Origin of the sequence: Paractinoplanes durhamensis (assembly GCF_016862175.1) — a bacterium.
Lineage (GTDB): Bacteria > Actinomycetota > Actinomycetes > Mycobacteriales > Micromonosporaceae > Actinoplanes > Actinoplanes durhamensis.
On record NZ_BOML01000013.1, the window covers coordinates 381,601 to 396,016 of the forward strand.

Below are 14,416 nucleotides of genomic sequence, written 5' to 3' on the forward strand. Positions count from 1 at the left end.
CGACTTAGCCGCAAGTCAACGTGGGCCCCGCCCAGTCGCCGTGGTCGTTGCCGTTTCCGTCGCCGCCGTCGCCCACGACCAGTTCCAGGGCCTGGGCGCCGGTTACGTCCACGTCGATCGTCGTGGCGGGCTGGTGGCCACGGAGGACCGGGGTTGTCGCCAGCGGGCGGCCGTCGGCCAGCACCTCGAAGGTCACCGTGCCGGCGCCGTTCTGCTCGTCGTCGACGCCGGTGGCGGTGGTGAAGCGAGTGCACCTGCCGCCCAGGTAGACCTGCACGTCGCTGACCGCGTTGGTGCCCAGGCCCCGGGGGTAGACCTGGCCGGCGATGGTGATCGGCCTGCCGTCGCCGGATGGCTGTTCGCCGTTGCTGGTGTCTCGTTCGACCGGGCCCCAGCCGTTGGTCGAGGACAGGAACGGCAGGTCACTCACCGCCACCGAACCCGCGGGTGGTGGCACGTAGTAACCGACCATCCGTTCGTCGCGGGCGGTTCCGCCCCGGTAGGGGACGGTCACGGTGAGCGCCGCCGTCGACGGCTGGGTGCCGGTCGGTGGGGTCACCTCCCAGGTCAGGGCGGTGAGCCTTCGGATGGTCCAGCCGGTCGGTGCGGTCAGCGTGGCGGTGGCGTGCGCCGAGCCGGTCACCTGCGCGGTGGCGGTGAACGGGACGCCGGGCTGGACGCTCGGCGGCACCCGCAGATTGACCGTCACCTTCGGCGGCGGCGGGATCGCATACTTGCGCGCGTCATAACCAGGGCTCGCCACATCGTGCACCTTCAGGGACGACGCGTAGCTTCCGTAATTCGTCAGGGACACCTGGCCCAGGCCGCCGGTCGAGCCGTCCAGGTTCCAGACCGCTATCGCGATCGTGGTGCGGCCGTCGGTCTTCAGAATGCCGTTCGGGATCGGGAACGTGTGCTGTGGACCCAGGTAGTTGACGTAATTGCCGAGCATCCAGCCGTTCACGTACAGCTGGGCCCGGTAGCGGCGGGACGGGTCGTCGGTGAATGTCACGCCGATCGACGTGTCCTGCCCCTTCGGCAGGTGCAGATCCGCAGTGGTGCGATACCAGGAAACGCCGGGAGTGGTGTCCCGGTCGGGCGATGCCATAACCCAGCGGCGGTCGTCGAAACCGGGTAGCTGCCAACCCGCGCGCTCGCCGAACAGTCCGCCGGTGGACAGCGGCCCGCGGACCGCATCGACATCGCGTGCGCCCTGAAGCCGCCAGGTGATCGGGGTGGTGGGGGCGCCGATCAGCGCGGCGCCGGTCAAGCCGCGCGCCGCTTTGTTGCCGTTGCTGGAGTTGTAGTCCTCCTCGTGGCCCATGTTGACGGTCAGCACCGAGACGATGTTGTCGCCGTCGGGCTTGAGGCTGCCGGCCGGGAACGGGAAATTGCCGGCGCCGGTCGTCGAACTACCCAGGAACACGCCGTTGACCCAGGCCGAGAAGGCCTGCGCGCCGCCGCCGGAATCGGAGGTGAGGTGTACGCCGGTGACGCCGGCCGACGCCGGGAAACGACCTCGATACCAGGTGCTGCCGGTGTGGAATCCGTAGTCGTCGGCGTAGAGGATCGGCAGCGCACCCGGGCCGGTGATGCTGAACGTGGTCGTCTTGTCGGCGACCACCCACGCCGAATCGTCGAATCCGGGCTGAGCCTCGGGCGATTCGGCCTGGTGCTTCCAGTTGGTCAGGGCGGGCAGGGAAACGGGCGCGGCGGTCGGGATGGTGCCATGGGAAATGGCCGCACCGTTCCATCGGACCGAAGAGGCCGTGCTGAAGACCTCGATGGTCGGGTCGGTCCCGTTGTCGCCGGTCAGTTCGAGGGTCCGGCCGTGGGAAACCGCCGTCCGCAACAGATGGGTGCCGCGCACCAGCACCGGCCCGGCGGCGGTGTCCTGGCGCCAGAACGTCTCCGCGGTCGGTTTGTCGGCCAGCAGAAGGAGCAGCGGTCGCCGGCCCGCCTCGGAAACAACGACGCGGGTCAGACCACCATGCGTGTAGTTGAGCCGCAGATCGCCGGTGGCCGGATCCCAGGTCTCCTCGACCGCGCCCCGCACCGCCGGTTTGGTCGCGAATCGCAGAACGGTCTCGCCGTCGGTGCCGGGATCGCCGTAGAGAACGGCTACGTCCTGCGCCCCGATCGCGGCCTGGGTCAGCAATTCCGAGGTCGAATACTGCAATTGCGTCTGCCCGAGCTTCGCGTCGGCGACCAGGAGGCGGGAATCGCGGCCGTTGAGCGTGATCGCGGTGCCCGGCTTCTGCGGGACCGTCGAATAGACCGGCTCGGTGGTGGCCACGGCCGGGGGCAGGTCGATCGCGTCGACCGCGACGAAATTGTCGGTGGATCCCGATGCGTGCGTGCCGGTCACCACGATTTTCAAGGAGTGCGGCGCGTCGGCGAGACCGGTCGCCTGGAAGAGAACTGCCTGTGCGGCTCCCCCGGATGCGTCGACGGTGGCCTGCTTGACGTCGTCGACGTACACGTCGGCGAGTCCGTGGTTACTGGTTTTCGAGCCGATCCACCGGATCGCGGTGCCGGCGAACGGAACGGTCAGCGAATCCCCGGCGACGTTGGAGAACGACTCGGTATGAAGGTAGTCGCTTCCGGTGTAGCTCTCGTTCGCCACGTGCGACCAGGCACCGGCGTATTGCAGCGCCGGGTCGACATCGTCATAGGTGTACGACGTGGTCGCCCGCGCATTGAAGTCGATCGAAAGGTGCGTCCGGGTGACCGCGGTCGACGTCGAGTCGTTGTGCCGCAGCACGTGGAACTGGGCGCCGGTGTCGGGATTGCGGCGTGCGGTGTCGACGATCGCCGCGGCATCGGGCGGCGTCACCGGGATCCGGTCGGTCTTCGTCAGGTCCGGAAGTGACTGGGTCAGGTAGCCGATCAGCTTGTCCTGGTAATACTTCGGATCCAGTTGCCGCGTCTCGCGAATGGCCGCGCCGTAGTCGTAGGACGTGTAGTTCTGCGGCATGCCGAGCCAGCCCCAGTTGGTGCCGCCATAGGTCATGTAGAAGCTCTGCGCGGTCGACCCCACCGCGATGTTGTTCTTGTAGAACACGTTCGCGAACTGGTCGTTGATCAGCTGCGCGCATTTGTCGTAACCGGGCCCGCCCCACGGATCGAAGGCCCCGCCCTGAAACTCGGGCGTGTAGAGCGGCCGCCCGGCCGGATGGTCGTAGCTGATGTCCGGCACCCCGCGCCAGACCGTCGGATTCGAACAATCAAAGCCTTGCGGGTACGAGTCGGGACCATCGATGTCGAGCTTGCCGACGCCCTCGTTGAAGGTCCCGTTGTTGTTGCCGGTCAACGGCACGGTGATGCCGTCGGCGCGGGCCTTGTCCGCGAGGTGCTGCATGTAGAGGCGGGCAGCCGCGCTGCCGTTGTAGTACTCGTTCTCGACCTGGTAGGCGATGACCGACCCGGTGCCGTTGGTCAATTGATGACGGGCCACGATGTTGTCGATCTGCGTGAGCCATTCATCGGCGTACGCAAGGAATTTGGGGTCGTTGCTTCGGTTTTGCTCGTCCTTGGTGGTCAGCCAGACCGGGAGGCCGCCGCTGTCGACCTCGGCGTTGATGTACGGCGCGGGGCGCGCGATGACGTAGAGGCCGGCCTGCTCGGCCATGTCGAGCACCAGATCGGCGTCGCGGACGCCGGTGAAGTCGTAGACCCCGGGTCGCGGCGAATGGTAGCCCCAGTCGAAGTAGAGCGAGGTGGCATTGAAGCCGGCCGCTTTCAACTTCTGGAAGATGTCCAGCCAGAGGCTGGGGCTGGGCAGCCGGAAGTAGTGGAACTCCCCCGCCCAGAGGTAGGTGCGCTGCCCGTCGACGAGGAACGAGTAGCCGTCGAAGGTGACCGTATGCGATGGGGGCGCAGCCGCGGCCGGCGAAGGCAGGGCCACGGGGATCAGCAACAGGATCAGGAGCGCGCGCAGCCATCGAGTCATCCGTAGCCTCCACCCACCGGCGAACACACTCCCACAAGACCGAACGATATCTTTCGATATCTATCGTCCACAAGCGGCGCAGTAATATAGATGTTCATCACTGCCCTGGCGATACCGGCCGACGCGGCGACGCCCAGCTTCGACTTCGGCAACCGGGAAATCGTCGCCACCGGCCTCGACGACCGGGTGATCCGGATCGCGCGGGCCGCGTCTTGATTTCTTGACACGCACGTCATCTCGACGTAAAGATTCAGCAACTCCGATACGTCGAGATGACGTGCCGAGCTATCCCCCGTACGTGTGCATCCACTGCTCCCCCAGCACGATGTTTACGTAAACATTCGCCATGGTTGGAGTGCTCCATGAAACGCGCACTACTCGCCGCCGCCCTCGCCATCGCCGTCGCCGTCCCGGTGGCCGTCACCGCCGGGGAAGCCTCCGCCGCCACCAACAGCTTCCGCGGGGTCAACTGGGCCGATGCCCGCGACAACTACGTCAACGGCTGGGTCATCCCGACCGGCCTGACCGCCGCGGACAGCTACAGCACCGTCTACACCAAGGCGGACGGCATCATCACCGGCTTCCAGAACCTGCTCGGCGCCAACACGGTCCGGCTCCCGATCAACCCGCAGAGCGTCAACAGCACCTGGTGGGCCAGCTACAAGGGGGCGTTCGACTCCGCCCTCGCGCACGGCATGAAGGTCATCGTGTCGTACTGGGAGGCGGACACCGCCAAGGACGGCCTCGTCGACGACACCGCCGCCTGGAACACCATGTGGGACAAGGTCACCAGCGACTTCGCCGGCAACGCCAACGTCTACTTCGAGCCGATGAACGAGCCGTTCGGCTACAGCCTCAGCTCCTGGGTGTCGCTCTGCTCGACCTGGCTGTCCCGGCACTCGGCCATCCCCCGCGGCCGGGTCCTGATCAGCGGTACCGGCTACAACGACAACGTCACCGGCGTCGGCGCCGCGAGCGCGCTCAGCGGCACCCTGCTCTCGCTGCACTTCTACGGGTTCTGGGCCTCGGACACCACCCGGGCCGCGTGGACCACCAATCTCAGCAACCGGCTCGGCTCCTACTCGTCGCGCACCGTGATCGACGAGGCCGGCTCCCCGATGACCACCGGGCTGACCTACACGGGCGGCCAGAATCAGGACGGCAACGTGTTCACCTCGTACTTCGCCGCCACCACCGACCTCACCCGAGCCCGGCAGATGGGCATCGTCTACTGGCCCGGCCTGCGCTCCGGAGACACCTACTCGATCACCCGGCAGAGCGGGACCGGGCTGGCCGTCAACAACGCCTCCGGGGTCGCACAGCTGCGCTGGGGGTGGGGGCTGTGAAGCGCCTTCTCGCCCTCGTGCTCGCCGGGCTCCTCGCCGTCCTGGCCGCTCCGCCGCAGCCGGCCGCCGCGGCCACCACGCTGATCTACGCCACCTTCAAGGGTGACGCGGCCGCCGACGAGGAACTCTGGATCTACCAGTCGACAAACGGCGGCACCAGCTACAGCGTGCTGACCGACACCAACTTCCACGGCCCGACCGGGGTGCTGCGCGACCCGAGCATCCTGAAATACAACGGGATCTACTACATCGCCTACACGGTGCAGTCGTGGACGACCAACTCGACCTACTTCAACATCGCGTCCAGCAGCAACCTCACCAGCTGGACGAACATCGCGAGCATCCCGTCCGGGATCGCCAACACGGCGTACACCTGGGCTCCGGAATTCTATGTCGAGGGCAGCACGGTCCGGATCATCACCAACGTCGCGGCCAGCACCTGCTCGGCCTGCTTCCGGCCGTACGTCTACACCGCCCAGAACACCGCCCTGACCTCGTGGAGCGGGCCGTCGCAGATGTGGGGCCTCGGCACCAACCACATCGACGCCTACGTGCTGAAGTCGGGCAGCACCTGGCACGCGTTCGTCAAGGACGAGACCGGCAAGTACATCGAGCACTGGACCACCACCGCGAGCCTGACCACGGGCTGGGTCAACAAGGGCACCCTGTTCGCCTCCGGCTACGAGGGCCCGTCGCTGGTCAAGCTGGACAACGGCAGCTGGCGGATCTACGTCGACAAGTACAGCACCGGCGGCAACATCTGGACCGCCACCAGCACCGACCTCAACACCTGGACGAGCCTCACCGCCGTCACCTGTTCCGGTTGCCGGCACGGGACGGCGATCGCCAAGTAAGCGCCTACCGCGGGCGGTGCCAGCGCAACCACGCGGCCTGGCCACCGTCGAGGAGCAGATCGGTCCCGGTGATGTAGAGCGCACCGGGACCGGTCAAAAAGGCAACCGCCTCGGCCAGCTCGCCGGGGGTGCCGGCCCGGCCGATGCCGCAGGCGTCCAGCGTGGCCATCATGTGGGCGCCGGCCGGGCCCTCGCGTTCCGCCTTGGCCATCGCGGTGGCGATCACGCCGGGGCTGACCGTGTTGATCCGGGCGCCCCGGCGGTTGTAGGCCAGGGCGGCCGCCTGAACCCGCAACTGGTTGGCCCGCTTGGCCAGGATGTAGGCCGCGATCGGGTCGTCGCCCGCCGACCGGACCACGTCCAGGGCCGCCAGGTCGGCGGTGGGGGTGGTGGCCAGCGCGGCTTCCTGCGCAGGGGTCGGCGTCGCGTAGTGGCCGGCCATGCTCGCTATGCAGACCAACGACGTTCCGCCGGTCGCGACCTGCTCGAACGCGTCGATCACGTGGGCGGTGCCGAGCAGGTCGACCTGCATGATCTGGTGGGTGGTGGCGGTGGCCGCCGAGACGCCAGCGGTGTGCACGACCGCGGTCAACGGGCCCTCGGCTGCCGCAGCCGAGGCCAGTTTGGTCACCGCCGAGGCGTCCGACACGTCGGTGACGTGCGTCTTCACCGTATAGCCCTCGGCCTCCAGGGCTTCGGCGCAGCGGTCCAGCGCCTCGGGGGCGGCGTCGGCCAGGACCAGCGTGCGCCCGGCACCGATCCGACGGGCCACGGCAGCGCCCATGCCGCCGGCGCCGGTGATAACTACGACTGTCATCGAACATCCTTCCAGCTGGATCCGGTGGCGATGGCGTGCCGCCACCGGCGAATGGCCTTGGGCGGCATGCCGGCGGCGAGGACACCGACCAGGCGATCGTCCGTGCGGTACGCAGCGAGGAAGCGCCGGTCCGCGAGCGAACCCTCGACGATTTCCACCTCGTCGTGGCCGCGCAGGTAGCCGTAGGCGTGGATCTTCAGGTCGTACTGGTCGGACCAGAAGTAAGGCACCGGCGCGAATGGCATACCGGGGTTGAGCAGGTTGCGGGCGGCGGCCATGCCCTGCTCGGCGGCGTTGGTGCGGTGTTCGATCCGCATCGACAGCCCGAACAGCGGGTTGTGCCAGCGGGCCACGTCGCCGGCGCCGTAGACGCCCGGCGCGGCCGCGCAGTACTGGTCGCAGACCAGGCCGTCGTCGAGGGTGAGGCCGCTGCCCTCGAGCCACTCGGTGTTGGGCACCGACCCGACCGCCACCAGCACCACGTCGGCCTCGACGGACTCACCGCCGCCGAGCTGCACGCCGTTCTCGGTGACCGCGGTGACGGTCACGCCGGTGCGCAGGTCGACGCCGTTCTCCTCATGCACCGCGGTGAGGAACCGGCCCACCTGGTCGCCGATCGCGTGGGCGAGCGGCACCGGGGCCGGCTCCAGCAGGGTCACCGCGCAGCCGAGCCCGCGGGCCACCGCGGCGCATTCGGCGCCGAGAAACCCGGCGCCGACGATGGCCAGCCGGGTGCCGGGGCGCAGGGTCCGGCGCAGGTCAAGGGCGTCGCCGAGGGTACGCAGGACGTGCGCGGACGCCCCGGGAAGCCGGCGCGGCCGCACCCCGGTCGCCACGATCAGCCCGTCGAACGGCACCCCGGTCCCGTCCGCGAGCCACACCTCCCGCTCCGACAGACCGGTGGCCCGGGTGCCGAGGCGCAGGTCCAGTTTCAGCGCGGTCAGTTGTTCATCGGTGCGCAAGGACAGGCGGTCGGCGTCCCAGGTGGACGCCAGCACCTGCTTCGAGAGCGGCGGACGATCGTACGGTAAATCGCTCTCCTCGCTGATCAGCGTGATCGTGCCGCCGAAGCCCTCGCGTCGCAGGGTTTCCGCCGCCGTCAGGCCGGCGGCCGAGGCACCCACGATGACGATCCGGTTCACTCCGCCACCAGGCGAATAGCCGCGGCGGGACACACCGCCGCCGCCTCGCGGGCATCGTCCTGCTGGTCCGGGCCGGGCGAGGCGTTCAGGACGATCGCCACGCCGTCGTCGTCACGCTGATCGAACAGCTCCGGGGCCACCATCGCGCACTGACCGGCCGCGACACACCGCGGCTCGTCGAACTCGATCCTCACCACGTGACCGGCAGCGACTTCAGGCCGTAGGCGACGCCCTCCATCGCGAACGGCACCTCCTCGAACGGCACCGCGAGGGCGAGCGTGGGGATGCGGCGGTAGAGCGTGCCGTACGCGATCTGCAACTCGACCCGGGCCAGCGACTGGCCGAGGCACTGGTGGGCGCCGAAGCCGAACGCGTGATGCTGGCGGGCCGGGCGGCGCAGATCGAGGCGGTCCGGTTCCGGAAATTGAGCGTCGTCCCAGTTGGCCGCGGCCAGGTCGAAGATGACGCCGTCGCCGGCCCTGATCACCGTGTCGTGCAGTTCGATGTCCTCGTTCGCGATGCGCCGGATGCCGCTGTGCACGATGGTCAGGTAGCGCAGCAGTTCCTCGGCGGCGTTCGCGACGAACTTCGGGTCGTCGCTGTTGTCGCGCAACAGCGCCAGCTGCTCCGGGTTCTGCAGGAGCGCGAGGGTGCCGAGCGAGATCATGCTCGCGCTGGTCTCGTGGCCGGCGATGAGGATCGCGTTGGCCATGGTGATCGCCTCGGGTCGGGTCATCTGCCCGGCGGTGACCCAGCCGGCCATCTCGGACACCACGTCGTCGCCCGGCTCGGCGATCTTCCGGTCGAGCAGGTCGCTGAGGTAGCCGCCGATCGCCCGCCCGGCCGCCGCGGCCTCCTCCGGCGTCGAGTCGTGGCTGATCAGCACGTGGCTGGTGGTCTGGAAGAGCTCGTGATCGGCGTAGGGCGCGCCGAGGATCTCGGTGATCACCAGCGTCGGCACCGGCAGCCCGATCGCCTGCACCAGGTCGGCCTTTTTTGAAGGCAGGGCGAGCATGTCGTCGATGAGACTGTCGAGCACTTCCTGGATGCGCGGCCGAAGAGCCTCCACCCTTTTAACCATGAAAGGCCCATTGACCGTACGGCGTAACCGGGTGTGTTCCGGCGGGTCGGTGTTCGTGATCAGCGCCGGATGGTGCGGGGCGGAGGCCGCCCGGGCGCGGGTCATGTGCGGGTAACCGGCCCGCTTCTCGTCGATGCTCAGCCGGGGGTCGTTGAGCAGGGCGCGCTGGTCGGCGTGCCGGGTGATGAACCACGGCGTGCTGCCGTCCCAGATGCGTACCCGGCCGACCGGGTTGTCCCTGGTCATCGTGCGGACGGCGGCGGCCGGGGCGAACGGGCAGCCCGGCTCGCGGGCCGCCGGGTAGTCGGGCGTCTCAGGCATGCGCCCATCCCAGCAGGGCAACCTGACACGATCCGGACAGCGACCTGACAGCGCATGAACGTGACGGGGGTCACTCCGCGAGGCTCAGCCGGTACCCGAATCCTCGATGCGTATGGATCAGCGCGGGCGGCGTCCGGTCGACCTTCTGCCGCAGCCGGGAGACCATCCGCTCGATCGCGTTGACGTCCCGCGACTCGCCCCACAGATGCCAGGCCAGCTGCTCCTTGGACAGCACCCGGTCGGCGTTGCGCAGCAGATGGCGCAGCAGCCGATATTCGGCCGGGGTCACCCCGAGCATCCGGTCGGCACGCCAGGCCCGGCAGACGACGTCGTCGAGCAGCAGGTCACCGTGGCGCAGCACGTCGGCCCGGCCGGCCGCGGCCCGATTGCGCACCAGCACCTGCACCCGGGCCAGCAACTCGGCGCTGCGGCACGGCTTGGTGATGTAGTCCTCGATCCGGGTGCCGAGCACCGGCACCAGGTCACCGAGGAACTCGCAGGCGGTGACGGCCAGGACCGGGGGGCGTTCGCTGAAGGTCCGCTGCCCCCGGGCGAGTTCGTGCAGGTCGGGGGTGTCCACATCGACCACGACCAGGTCGACGTCGTGCGCGTCGAGCAGCCGGACCGCGGCGGCGCCGGTCGCCGTCGAGGTGACCCGGTAGCCGTGCCGGCTCAGCGGCGACGTGAGGTCGCGGTGATCCGGGGCGACCACCAGCACGTTCGGCTCGACCGGCATCCCCACACCCTACTGCGCAGACATCGGGAACGGTCGATCGGCTCAGCGCCCGAAGACGAGCCTGGTGGCCAGGTCGGTGACGGCGAGGGCGTCGGTGTCGGTGAGCTCGCCGGTCATCGCGAGACGGTGCAGCAGGGCGCCGACCACCACGTCGAACGCGAGGTCGACGTCGGGTGCGGACAGCCCGAACTCGTCGACGAGGTGCCGGGTGAACGGCTCCCGGATGCGGGCCCGCAGCTCGGCCCGGACGCTCTCGTCCTGCCCGGCCTCACCGACCAGGCCGACCAGCAGCCGGCGCACGCTCGGCTCGCGCACCTGCGCGGCGAGCCAGGTGATCGGCGACAGCAGATCGATCCCGGCGGGCGGGTCGCCGAGCAGGTCGGCCAGGGTGTCGATGGCCAGGTGGCTCTTCGACCGCCAGCGGCGGTAGACGGTGGTCTTGGCGACGCCGGCCCGCTGGGCGATCAGATCGAGGGTGGTGCCCGCGTAGCCGCGCTCGGCGATCAGCTCCTCCGCAGCCTGCCGCACGGCGGCGCCGACGCCGGCCCGGCGGGGGCGGCCACCACGCGGGCGGGCCGAGTTGTCGCTCATGATCGAGGAGTCTAATATCGCTACTGGGAGTTTCGCTACTGCCAGGTGCGTAACTGGCACGGACCCCGGAGGAGCGGAGATGTTCTACAGCAGCGGTAACTACGAAGCGTTCGCCCGGCCGCGCAAGGCCGACCGGGTCGAGGAGAAGACCGCCTGGTTCGTCGGGGGTGGCCTCGCGTCGCTGTCCGGCGCGGCGTTCCTGATCCGCGACGGTCAGATGCCCGGCGACCGGATCACCGTCCTGGAGCGGCTCAAGCTGCCCGGCGGCGCCCTCGACGGCATCAAGGAGCCGCGGAAAGGGTTCGTGATCCGGGGCGGCCGCGAGATGGAGGACCATTTCGAGTGCCTGTGGGATCTGTTCCGGTCGATCCCGTCGATCGAGACCGCCGGGGCGAGCGTCCTCGACGAGTTCTACTGGCTCAACAAGGACGACCCGAACTTCTCGCTGCAGCGGGCCACCGTCGAGCAGGGGCAGGACGCGCACACCGACGGCCTGTTCACGCTGACCGACAAGGCGCAGAAGGAGATCATCAAGGTCTTCCTGGCCACGCGCGAGGACATGGAGAACAAGCGGATCGACGAGGTCTTCGGCCGCGAGTTCCTGGACAGCAACTTCTGGCTGTACTGGCGGACGATGTTCGCCTTCGAGGAGTGGCACAGCGCCCTGGAGATGAAGCTCTACCTGCACCGCTTCATCCACCACATCGGCGGCCTGCCGGACTTCACCGCGCTCAAGTTCACCAAGTACAACCAGTACGAGTCGCTGGTGCTGCCGCTCTACCGGTGGCTGCTCGACCAGGGCGTCGTCTTCCACTTCGACACCGAGGTCACCGACGTCGACTTCGACGTCGACCGCACCGACGGCCGCCGGCAGGCCACCCGGCTGCACTGGCTCCGGGACGGCGCCGCCGGCGGAGCCGACCTCGGCCCGGACGACCTGCTGTTCATGACGATCGGGTCGCTGACCGAGAACTCCGACAACGGCGACCACCACACGCCCGCCAAGCTCGACGAGGGCCCGGCGCCGGCGTGGGACCTGTGGCGACGGATCGCGGCCAAGGACCCGCTGTTCGGCCGGCCGGACGTCTTCGGCTCGCACATCGCACAGACCAAGTGGGAGTCGGCCACCGTGACGACCCTCGACCGGCGGATCCCCGACTACATCCAGAAGATCTGCAAGCGCGACCCGTTCAGCGGCAAGGTGGTCACCGGCGGCATCGTCACCGTCAAGGATTCGAGCTGGCTGCTGAGCTGGACGGTCAACCGGCAGCCGCACTTCAAGCAGCAGCCGGCCGACCAGATCGTGGTCTGGATCTACTCGCTCTTCGTCGACCGCCCCGGCGACTTCGTCGGCAAGACCATGCAGGAGTGCACCGGCGAGGAGATCACCCAGGAATGGCTGTACCACCTCGGCGTGCCGGTCGAGGACATCGCCGAGATGGCGGCCACCGGGGCGAAGACGGTGCCGGTGATGATGCCGTACGTCACCTCGTTCTTCATGCCCCGCCAGGCCGGCGACCGCCCCGACGTCGTACCCGAAGGATCGGTGAATTTCGCCTTCATCGGGCAGTTCGCCGAGTCGGGGCGGGACTGCATCTTCACCACCGAATACTCGGTGCGCACCGCGATGGAAGCGGTTTACACCCTGCTCGGGGTCGAGCGGGGCGTGCCGGAGGTGTTCGCGTCCACCTACGACGTGCGCACGCTGCTCGCCGCCACCGGCCGGCTCCGGGACGGCCACGAGCTCGAGCTGCCCGGCCCGGATTTCCTCCACAAGCGCTTGCTGCGCAAGCTGGAGGACACCGAGATCGGCGAACTGCTGCTGGAGTTCAAGCTCGTTCCTGACGTACGGCGTACGCCGCCTCAGGGGTGAACGAGGATCTTGACCGCGGTCTCGTTGTGGTCGATCAGCGTCCGGATGCCCTTGTCGATCAGATCGTCGAGGGCGATCCGGGCGGTGATGAACGGCGCCAGGTCGACCTTGCCGTCGTGCACCAGCTGGATGGTGGCCGGGTGGTCGCGCACGTAGGCGATGGTGCCGCGCAGGTCGATCTCCTTGAGCACGAGGCGCTGCATGTCGATCTGCGCCGGGTGCCCCCAGATCGAGACGACGACGATCACACCGGCCGGCTTGACCGCATCGAAGAGCTGGTCGAGCGCGGCGTTGACGCTGGAGCACTCGAAGCAGACGTCAGCACCGACCCCACCGGTGATCTCCCGCACCCGGGCCGCGACGTCCTCGCTGCTCGGGTCGAGGATGTGGTCGGCCACCCCGGTCTCGCGGGCCTTGGCCTTCCGGGCGCTGCTGAGCTCACTCATGATCACGGTGAGCCCTTCGGCCTTGAGCACGGCCGCGAGAAGCAGCCCGATCGGCCCGGCCCCGGCGATGAAGGCGACGTCACCGGCCTTGGCGCCGCTGCGCACGAACGCGTGGTGCCCCACCGACAGCGGCTCGATCAGCGCGGCCTGGTCGAGCGGGATGTCGCCGATCGGGTGCACCCAGCGCCGGTCGACAACGACCTTCTCGCTGAGACCACCGCCGCCACCGGCCAGCCCGATGAAGCCCATGCTGGTGCAGAGGTTGTAGTTGCCGGCCTGACAGGGCGCGCAGTCACCGCACACGAAATACGGCTCGACCACGACGTTGTCCCCGACGGCCAAGTCGGTGACGCCGTCACCGAGCGCGGTGATCGTCCCGGAGAACTCGTGCCCCATGGTCACCGGCGCGGTCTCCCGGGTGAGCGGGTGCGGGTGCCCCGCGGGCGAGATGAAGATCGGCCCTTCAAGGTATTCGTGCAGGTCGGTCCCGCAGATGCCACACCAGGCCACATCGATCGCCACCGCCCCGGCCCGCAACTCCGGCACCGGCACGTCGTCGATGGTGATGTTCTTGCTGGCGTGGAAGATTGCTGCTTTCACGGCTGACTCTCCGATTCCGAGGCATCCGCCTCCCCTGGAAAGTATCCGGGACGAAGGCCGCCATCATCGACCGAAGGACCCGTCACCCAGGGAACAAAGACCCGCCCGGATGCCATCGCCCGCGGCCGATGCCGCAGGATGTCCCGATGCAATTCAAGATCATCTTGACCTCCCTGGCCGCGATTTCCCTGATCAGCGGCTGCGGCGCGAAGAGCGACGGAAACATCAGCACCCCGATGGCCCCACTCGCCTCACCCGCGTCACCCGCGTCACCCGCGTCACCCGCCGCCGCGTCACCCGCCGCCGCCACGTCGGCGGCGACCCCGACGGCTGAAGGCGGCGACGACCTGAAGACCGCGGTCAGGGCGTACAGCGACGCGTTCCTGACCGGAAAGGCGACAAAGGCCTACAAACTGCTTTCCGTACGCTGCCAGAAGCGCACGTCCCTGTCCGAATTCACCGGCATCGTGACCGCAGCCAAGGGCCTGTACGGCAGCGCGCTCCCCCTGGAGACGTATTCGGCAAAGGTCTCCGGCGACCTGGCCCGGGTCACCTACACATATTCCGTGAAAGCCATCAACCAGGACAGCGAGCCATGGACCCGAGAGGCCGGCAACTGGCACCAGGACGACTGCTGACCCGAAGCAGCAGTCGCCC

General features: G+C 68.6%; 13 protein-coding genes. 5 read left to right on the top strand and 8 right to left on the bottom strand.

Features of this window, described 5'->3' with window-relative positions; all coding sequences use genetic code 11:
* Positions 1-4: 4 nt before the first annotated feature.
* The gene (locus tag Adu01nite_RS08455) at positions 5-3,952 is read right to left on the bottom strand and encodes a beta-galactosidase (protein ID WP_203725967.1); all 3,948 of its coding nucleotides are present in this window, start codon (positions 3,950-3,952) and stop codon (positions 5-7) included.
* A 90-nt stretch (positions 3,953-4,042) separates the two neighbouring features.
* On the opposite strand from Adu01nite_RS08455, the gene Adu01nite_RS48410 reads away from it, so the two are divergent.
* From Adu01nite_RS48410 to Adu01nite_RS08465, 3 genes are all read left to right on the top strand, one after another.
* Positions 4,043-4,168: a hypothetical protein gene (locus Adu01nite_RS48410; protein ID WP_275414627.1), complete on the top strand. Its 126-nt coding sequence runs from the start codon at positions 4,043-4,045 to the stop codon at positions 4,166-4,168.
* 146 nt (positions 4,169-4,314) lie between these two features.
* Positions 4,315-5,298, top strand: a complete 984-nt coding sequence (locus Adu01nite_RS08460) for a cellulase family glycosylhydrolase (RefSeq protein ID WP_239132232.1) — start codon at positions 4,315-4,317, stop codon at positions 5,296-5,298.
* Positions 5,295-6,152 carry a glycoside hydrolase family protein gene (locus tag Adu01nite_RS08465; RefSeq protein WP_239132233.1) on the top strand — a complete coding sequence of 286 codons (858 nt, stop codon included), beginning with the start codon at positions 5,295-5,297 and terminating at the stop codon, positions 6,150-6,152. The genes Adu01nite_RS08460 and Adu01nite_RS08465 overlap by 4 nt, the downstream gene beginning before the upstream one ends.
* Positions 6,153-6,156: 4 nt before the next feature.
* On the opposite strand, the gene Adu01nite_RS08470 is transcribed toward Adu01nite_RS08465, so the two are convergent.
* From Adu01nite_RS08470 to Adu01nite_RS08495, 6 genes are all read right to left on the bottom strand, one after another.
* Positions 6,157-6,969 (bottom strand): SDR family oxidoreductase, encoded by an 813-nt coding sequence (locus Adu01nite_RS08470; RefSeq protein WP_203725968.1) that lies wholly within the window; start codon positions 6,967-6,969, stop codon positions 6,157-6,159.
* Positions 6,966-8,111, bottom strand: coding sequence for an NAD(P)/FAD-dependent oxidoreductase (locus Adu01nite_RS08475; protein ID WP_203725969.1), 1,146 nt, complete (start codon positions 8,109-8,111; stop codon positions 6,966-6,968). Before Adu01nite_RS08475 ends, Adu01nite_RS08470 begins: the two co-directional genes overlap by 4 nt.
* Positions 8,108-8,305 (bottom strand): ferredoxin, encoded by a 198-nt coding sequence (locus tag Adu01nite_RS08480; protein ID WP_203725970.1) that lies wholly within the window; start codon positions 8,303-8,305, stop codon positions 8,108-8,110. The genes Adu01nite_RS08475 and Adu01nite_RS08480 overlap by 4 nt, the downstream gene beginning before the upstream one ends.
* Positions 8,302-9,513 carry a cytochrome P450 gene (locus tag Adu01nite_RS08485; RefSeq protein WP_203725971.1) on the bottom strand — a complete coding sequence of 404 codons (1,212 nt, stop codon included), beginning with the start codon at positions 9,511-9,513 and terminating at the stop codon, positions 8,302-8,304. The genes Adu01nite_RS08480 and Adu01nite_RS08485 overlap by 4 nt, the downstream gene beginning before the upstream one ends.
* 70 nt (positions 9,514-9,583) lie before the next feature.
* Positions 9,584-10,249: a response regulator transcription factor gene (locus Adu01nite_RS08490; RefSeq protein ID WP_203725972.1), complete on the bottom strand. Its 666-nt coding sequence runs from the start codon at positions 10,247-10,249 to the stop codon at positions 9,584-9,586.
* Between the two features lie 42 nt (positions 10,250-10,291).
* Positions 10,292-10,840, bottom strand: coding sequence for a TetR/AcrR family transcriptional regulator (locus Adu01nite_RS08495; protein WP_203725973.1), 549 nt, complete (start codon positions 10,838-10,840; stop codon positions 10,292-10,294).
* A gap of 79 nt (positions 10,841-10,919) precedes the next feature.
* Here Adu01nite_RS08495 and Adu01nite_RS08500 point away from each other — a divergent pair, with 79 nt between their 5' ends.
* Positions 10,920-12,713 carry an oleate hydratase gene (locus Adu01nite_RS08500; RefSeq protein WP_203725974.1) on the top strand — a complete coding sequence of 598 codons (1,794 nt, stop codon included), beginning with the start codon at positions 10,920-10,922 and terminating at the stop codon, positions 12,711-12,713.
* Here Adu01nite_RS08500 and Adu01nite_RS08505 read toward each other — a convergent pair.
* Positions 12,704-13,759, bottom strand: coding sequence for a 2,3-butanediol dehydrogenase (locus Adu01nite_RS08505; protein ID WP_203725975.1), 1,056 nt, complete (start codon positions 13,757-13,759; stop codon positions 12,704-12,706). The genes Adu01nite_RS08500 and Adu01nite_RS08505 overlap by 10 nt on opposite strands.
* A 146-nt stretch (positions 13,760-13,905) precedes the next feature.
* Between Adu01nite_RS08505 and Adu01nite_RS08510 the strand changes: the two genes are divergently transcribed.
* Positions 13,906-14,397, top strand: a complete 492-nt coding sequence (locus Adu01nite_RS08510; RefSeq protein ID WP_203725976.1) for a hypothetical protein — start codon at positions 13,906-13,908, stop codon at positions 14,395-14,397.
* Positions 14,398-14,416: the final 19 nt, after the last annotated feature.

What these genes read in the sequence shown, in the direction of transcription:
- Adu01nite_RS08455 (WP_203725967.1), bottom strand. Translation starts at nt 3,952, where the DNA reads ATGACTCGATGGCTGCGCGCGCTCCTGATCCTGTTGCTGATCCCCGTG.
- Adu01nite_RS48410 (WP_275414627.1), top strand. Translation starts at nt 4,043, where the DNA reads ATGTTCATCACTGCCCTGGCGATACCGGCCGACGCGGCGACGCCCAGC.
- Adu01nite_RS08460 (WP_239132232.1), top strand. Translation starts at nt 4,315, where the DNA reads ATGAAACGCGCACTACTCGCCGCCGCCCTCGCCATCGCCGTCGCCGTC.
- Adu01nite_RS08470 (WP_203725968.1), bottom strand. Translation starts at nt 6,969, where the DNA reads ATGACAGTCGTAGTTATCACCGGCGCCGGCGGCATGGGCGCTGCCGTG.
- Adu01nite_RS08485 (WP_203725971.1), bottom strand. Translation starts at nt 9,513, where the DNA reads ATGCCTGAGACGCCCGACTACCCGGCGGCCCGCGAGCCGGGCTGCCCG.
- Adu01nite_RS08490 (WP_203725972.1), bottom strand. Translation starts at nt 10,249, where the DNA reads ATGCCGGTCGAGCCGAACGTGCTGGTGGTCGCCCCGGATCACCGCGAC.
- Adu01nite_RS08495 (WP_203725973.1), bottom strand. Translation starts at nt 10,840, where the DNA reads ATGAGCGACAACTCGGCCCGCCCGCGTGGTGGCCGCCCCCGCCGGGCC.
- Adu01nite_RS08500 (WP_203725974.1), top strand. Translation starts at nt 10,920, where the DNA reads ATGTTCTACAGCAGCGGTAACTACGAAGCGTTCGCCCGGCCGCGCAAG.
- Adu01nite_RS08510 (WP_203725976.1), top strand. Translation starts at nt 13,906, where the DNA reads ATGCAATTCAAGATCATCTTGACCTCCCTGGCCGCGATTTCCCTGATC.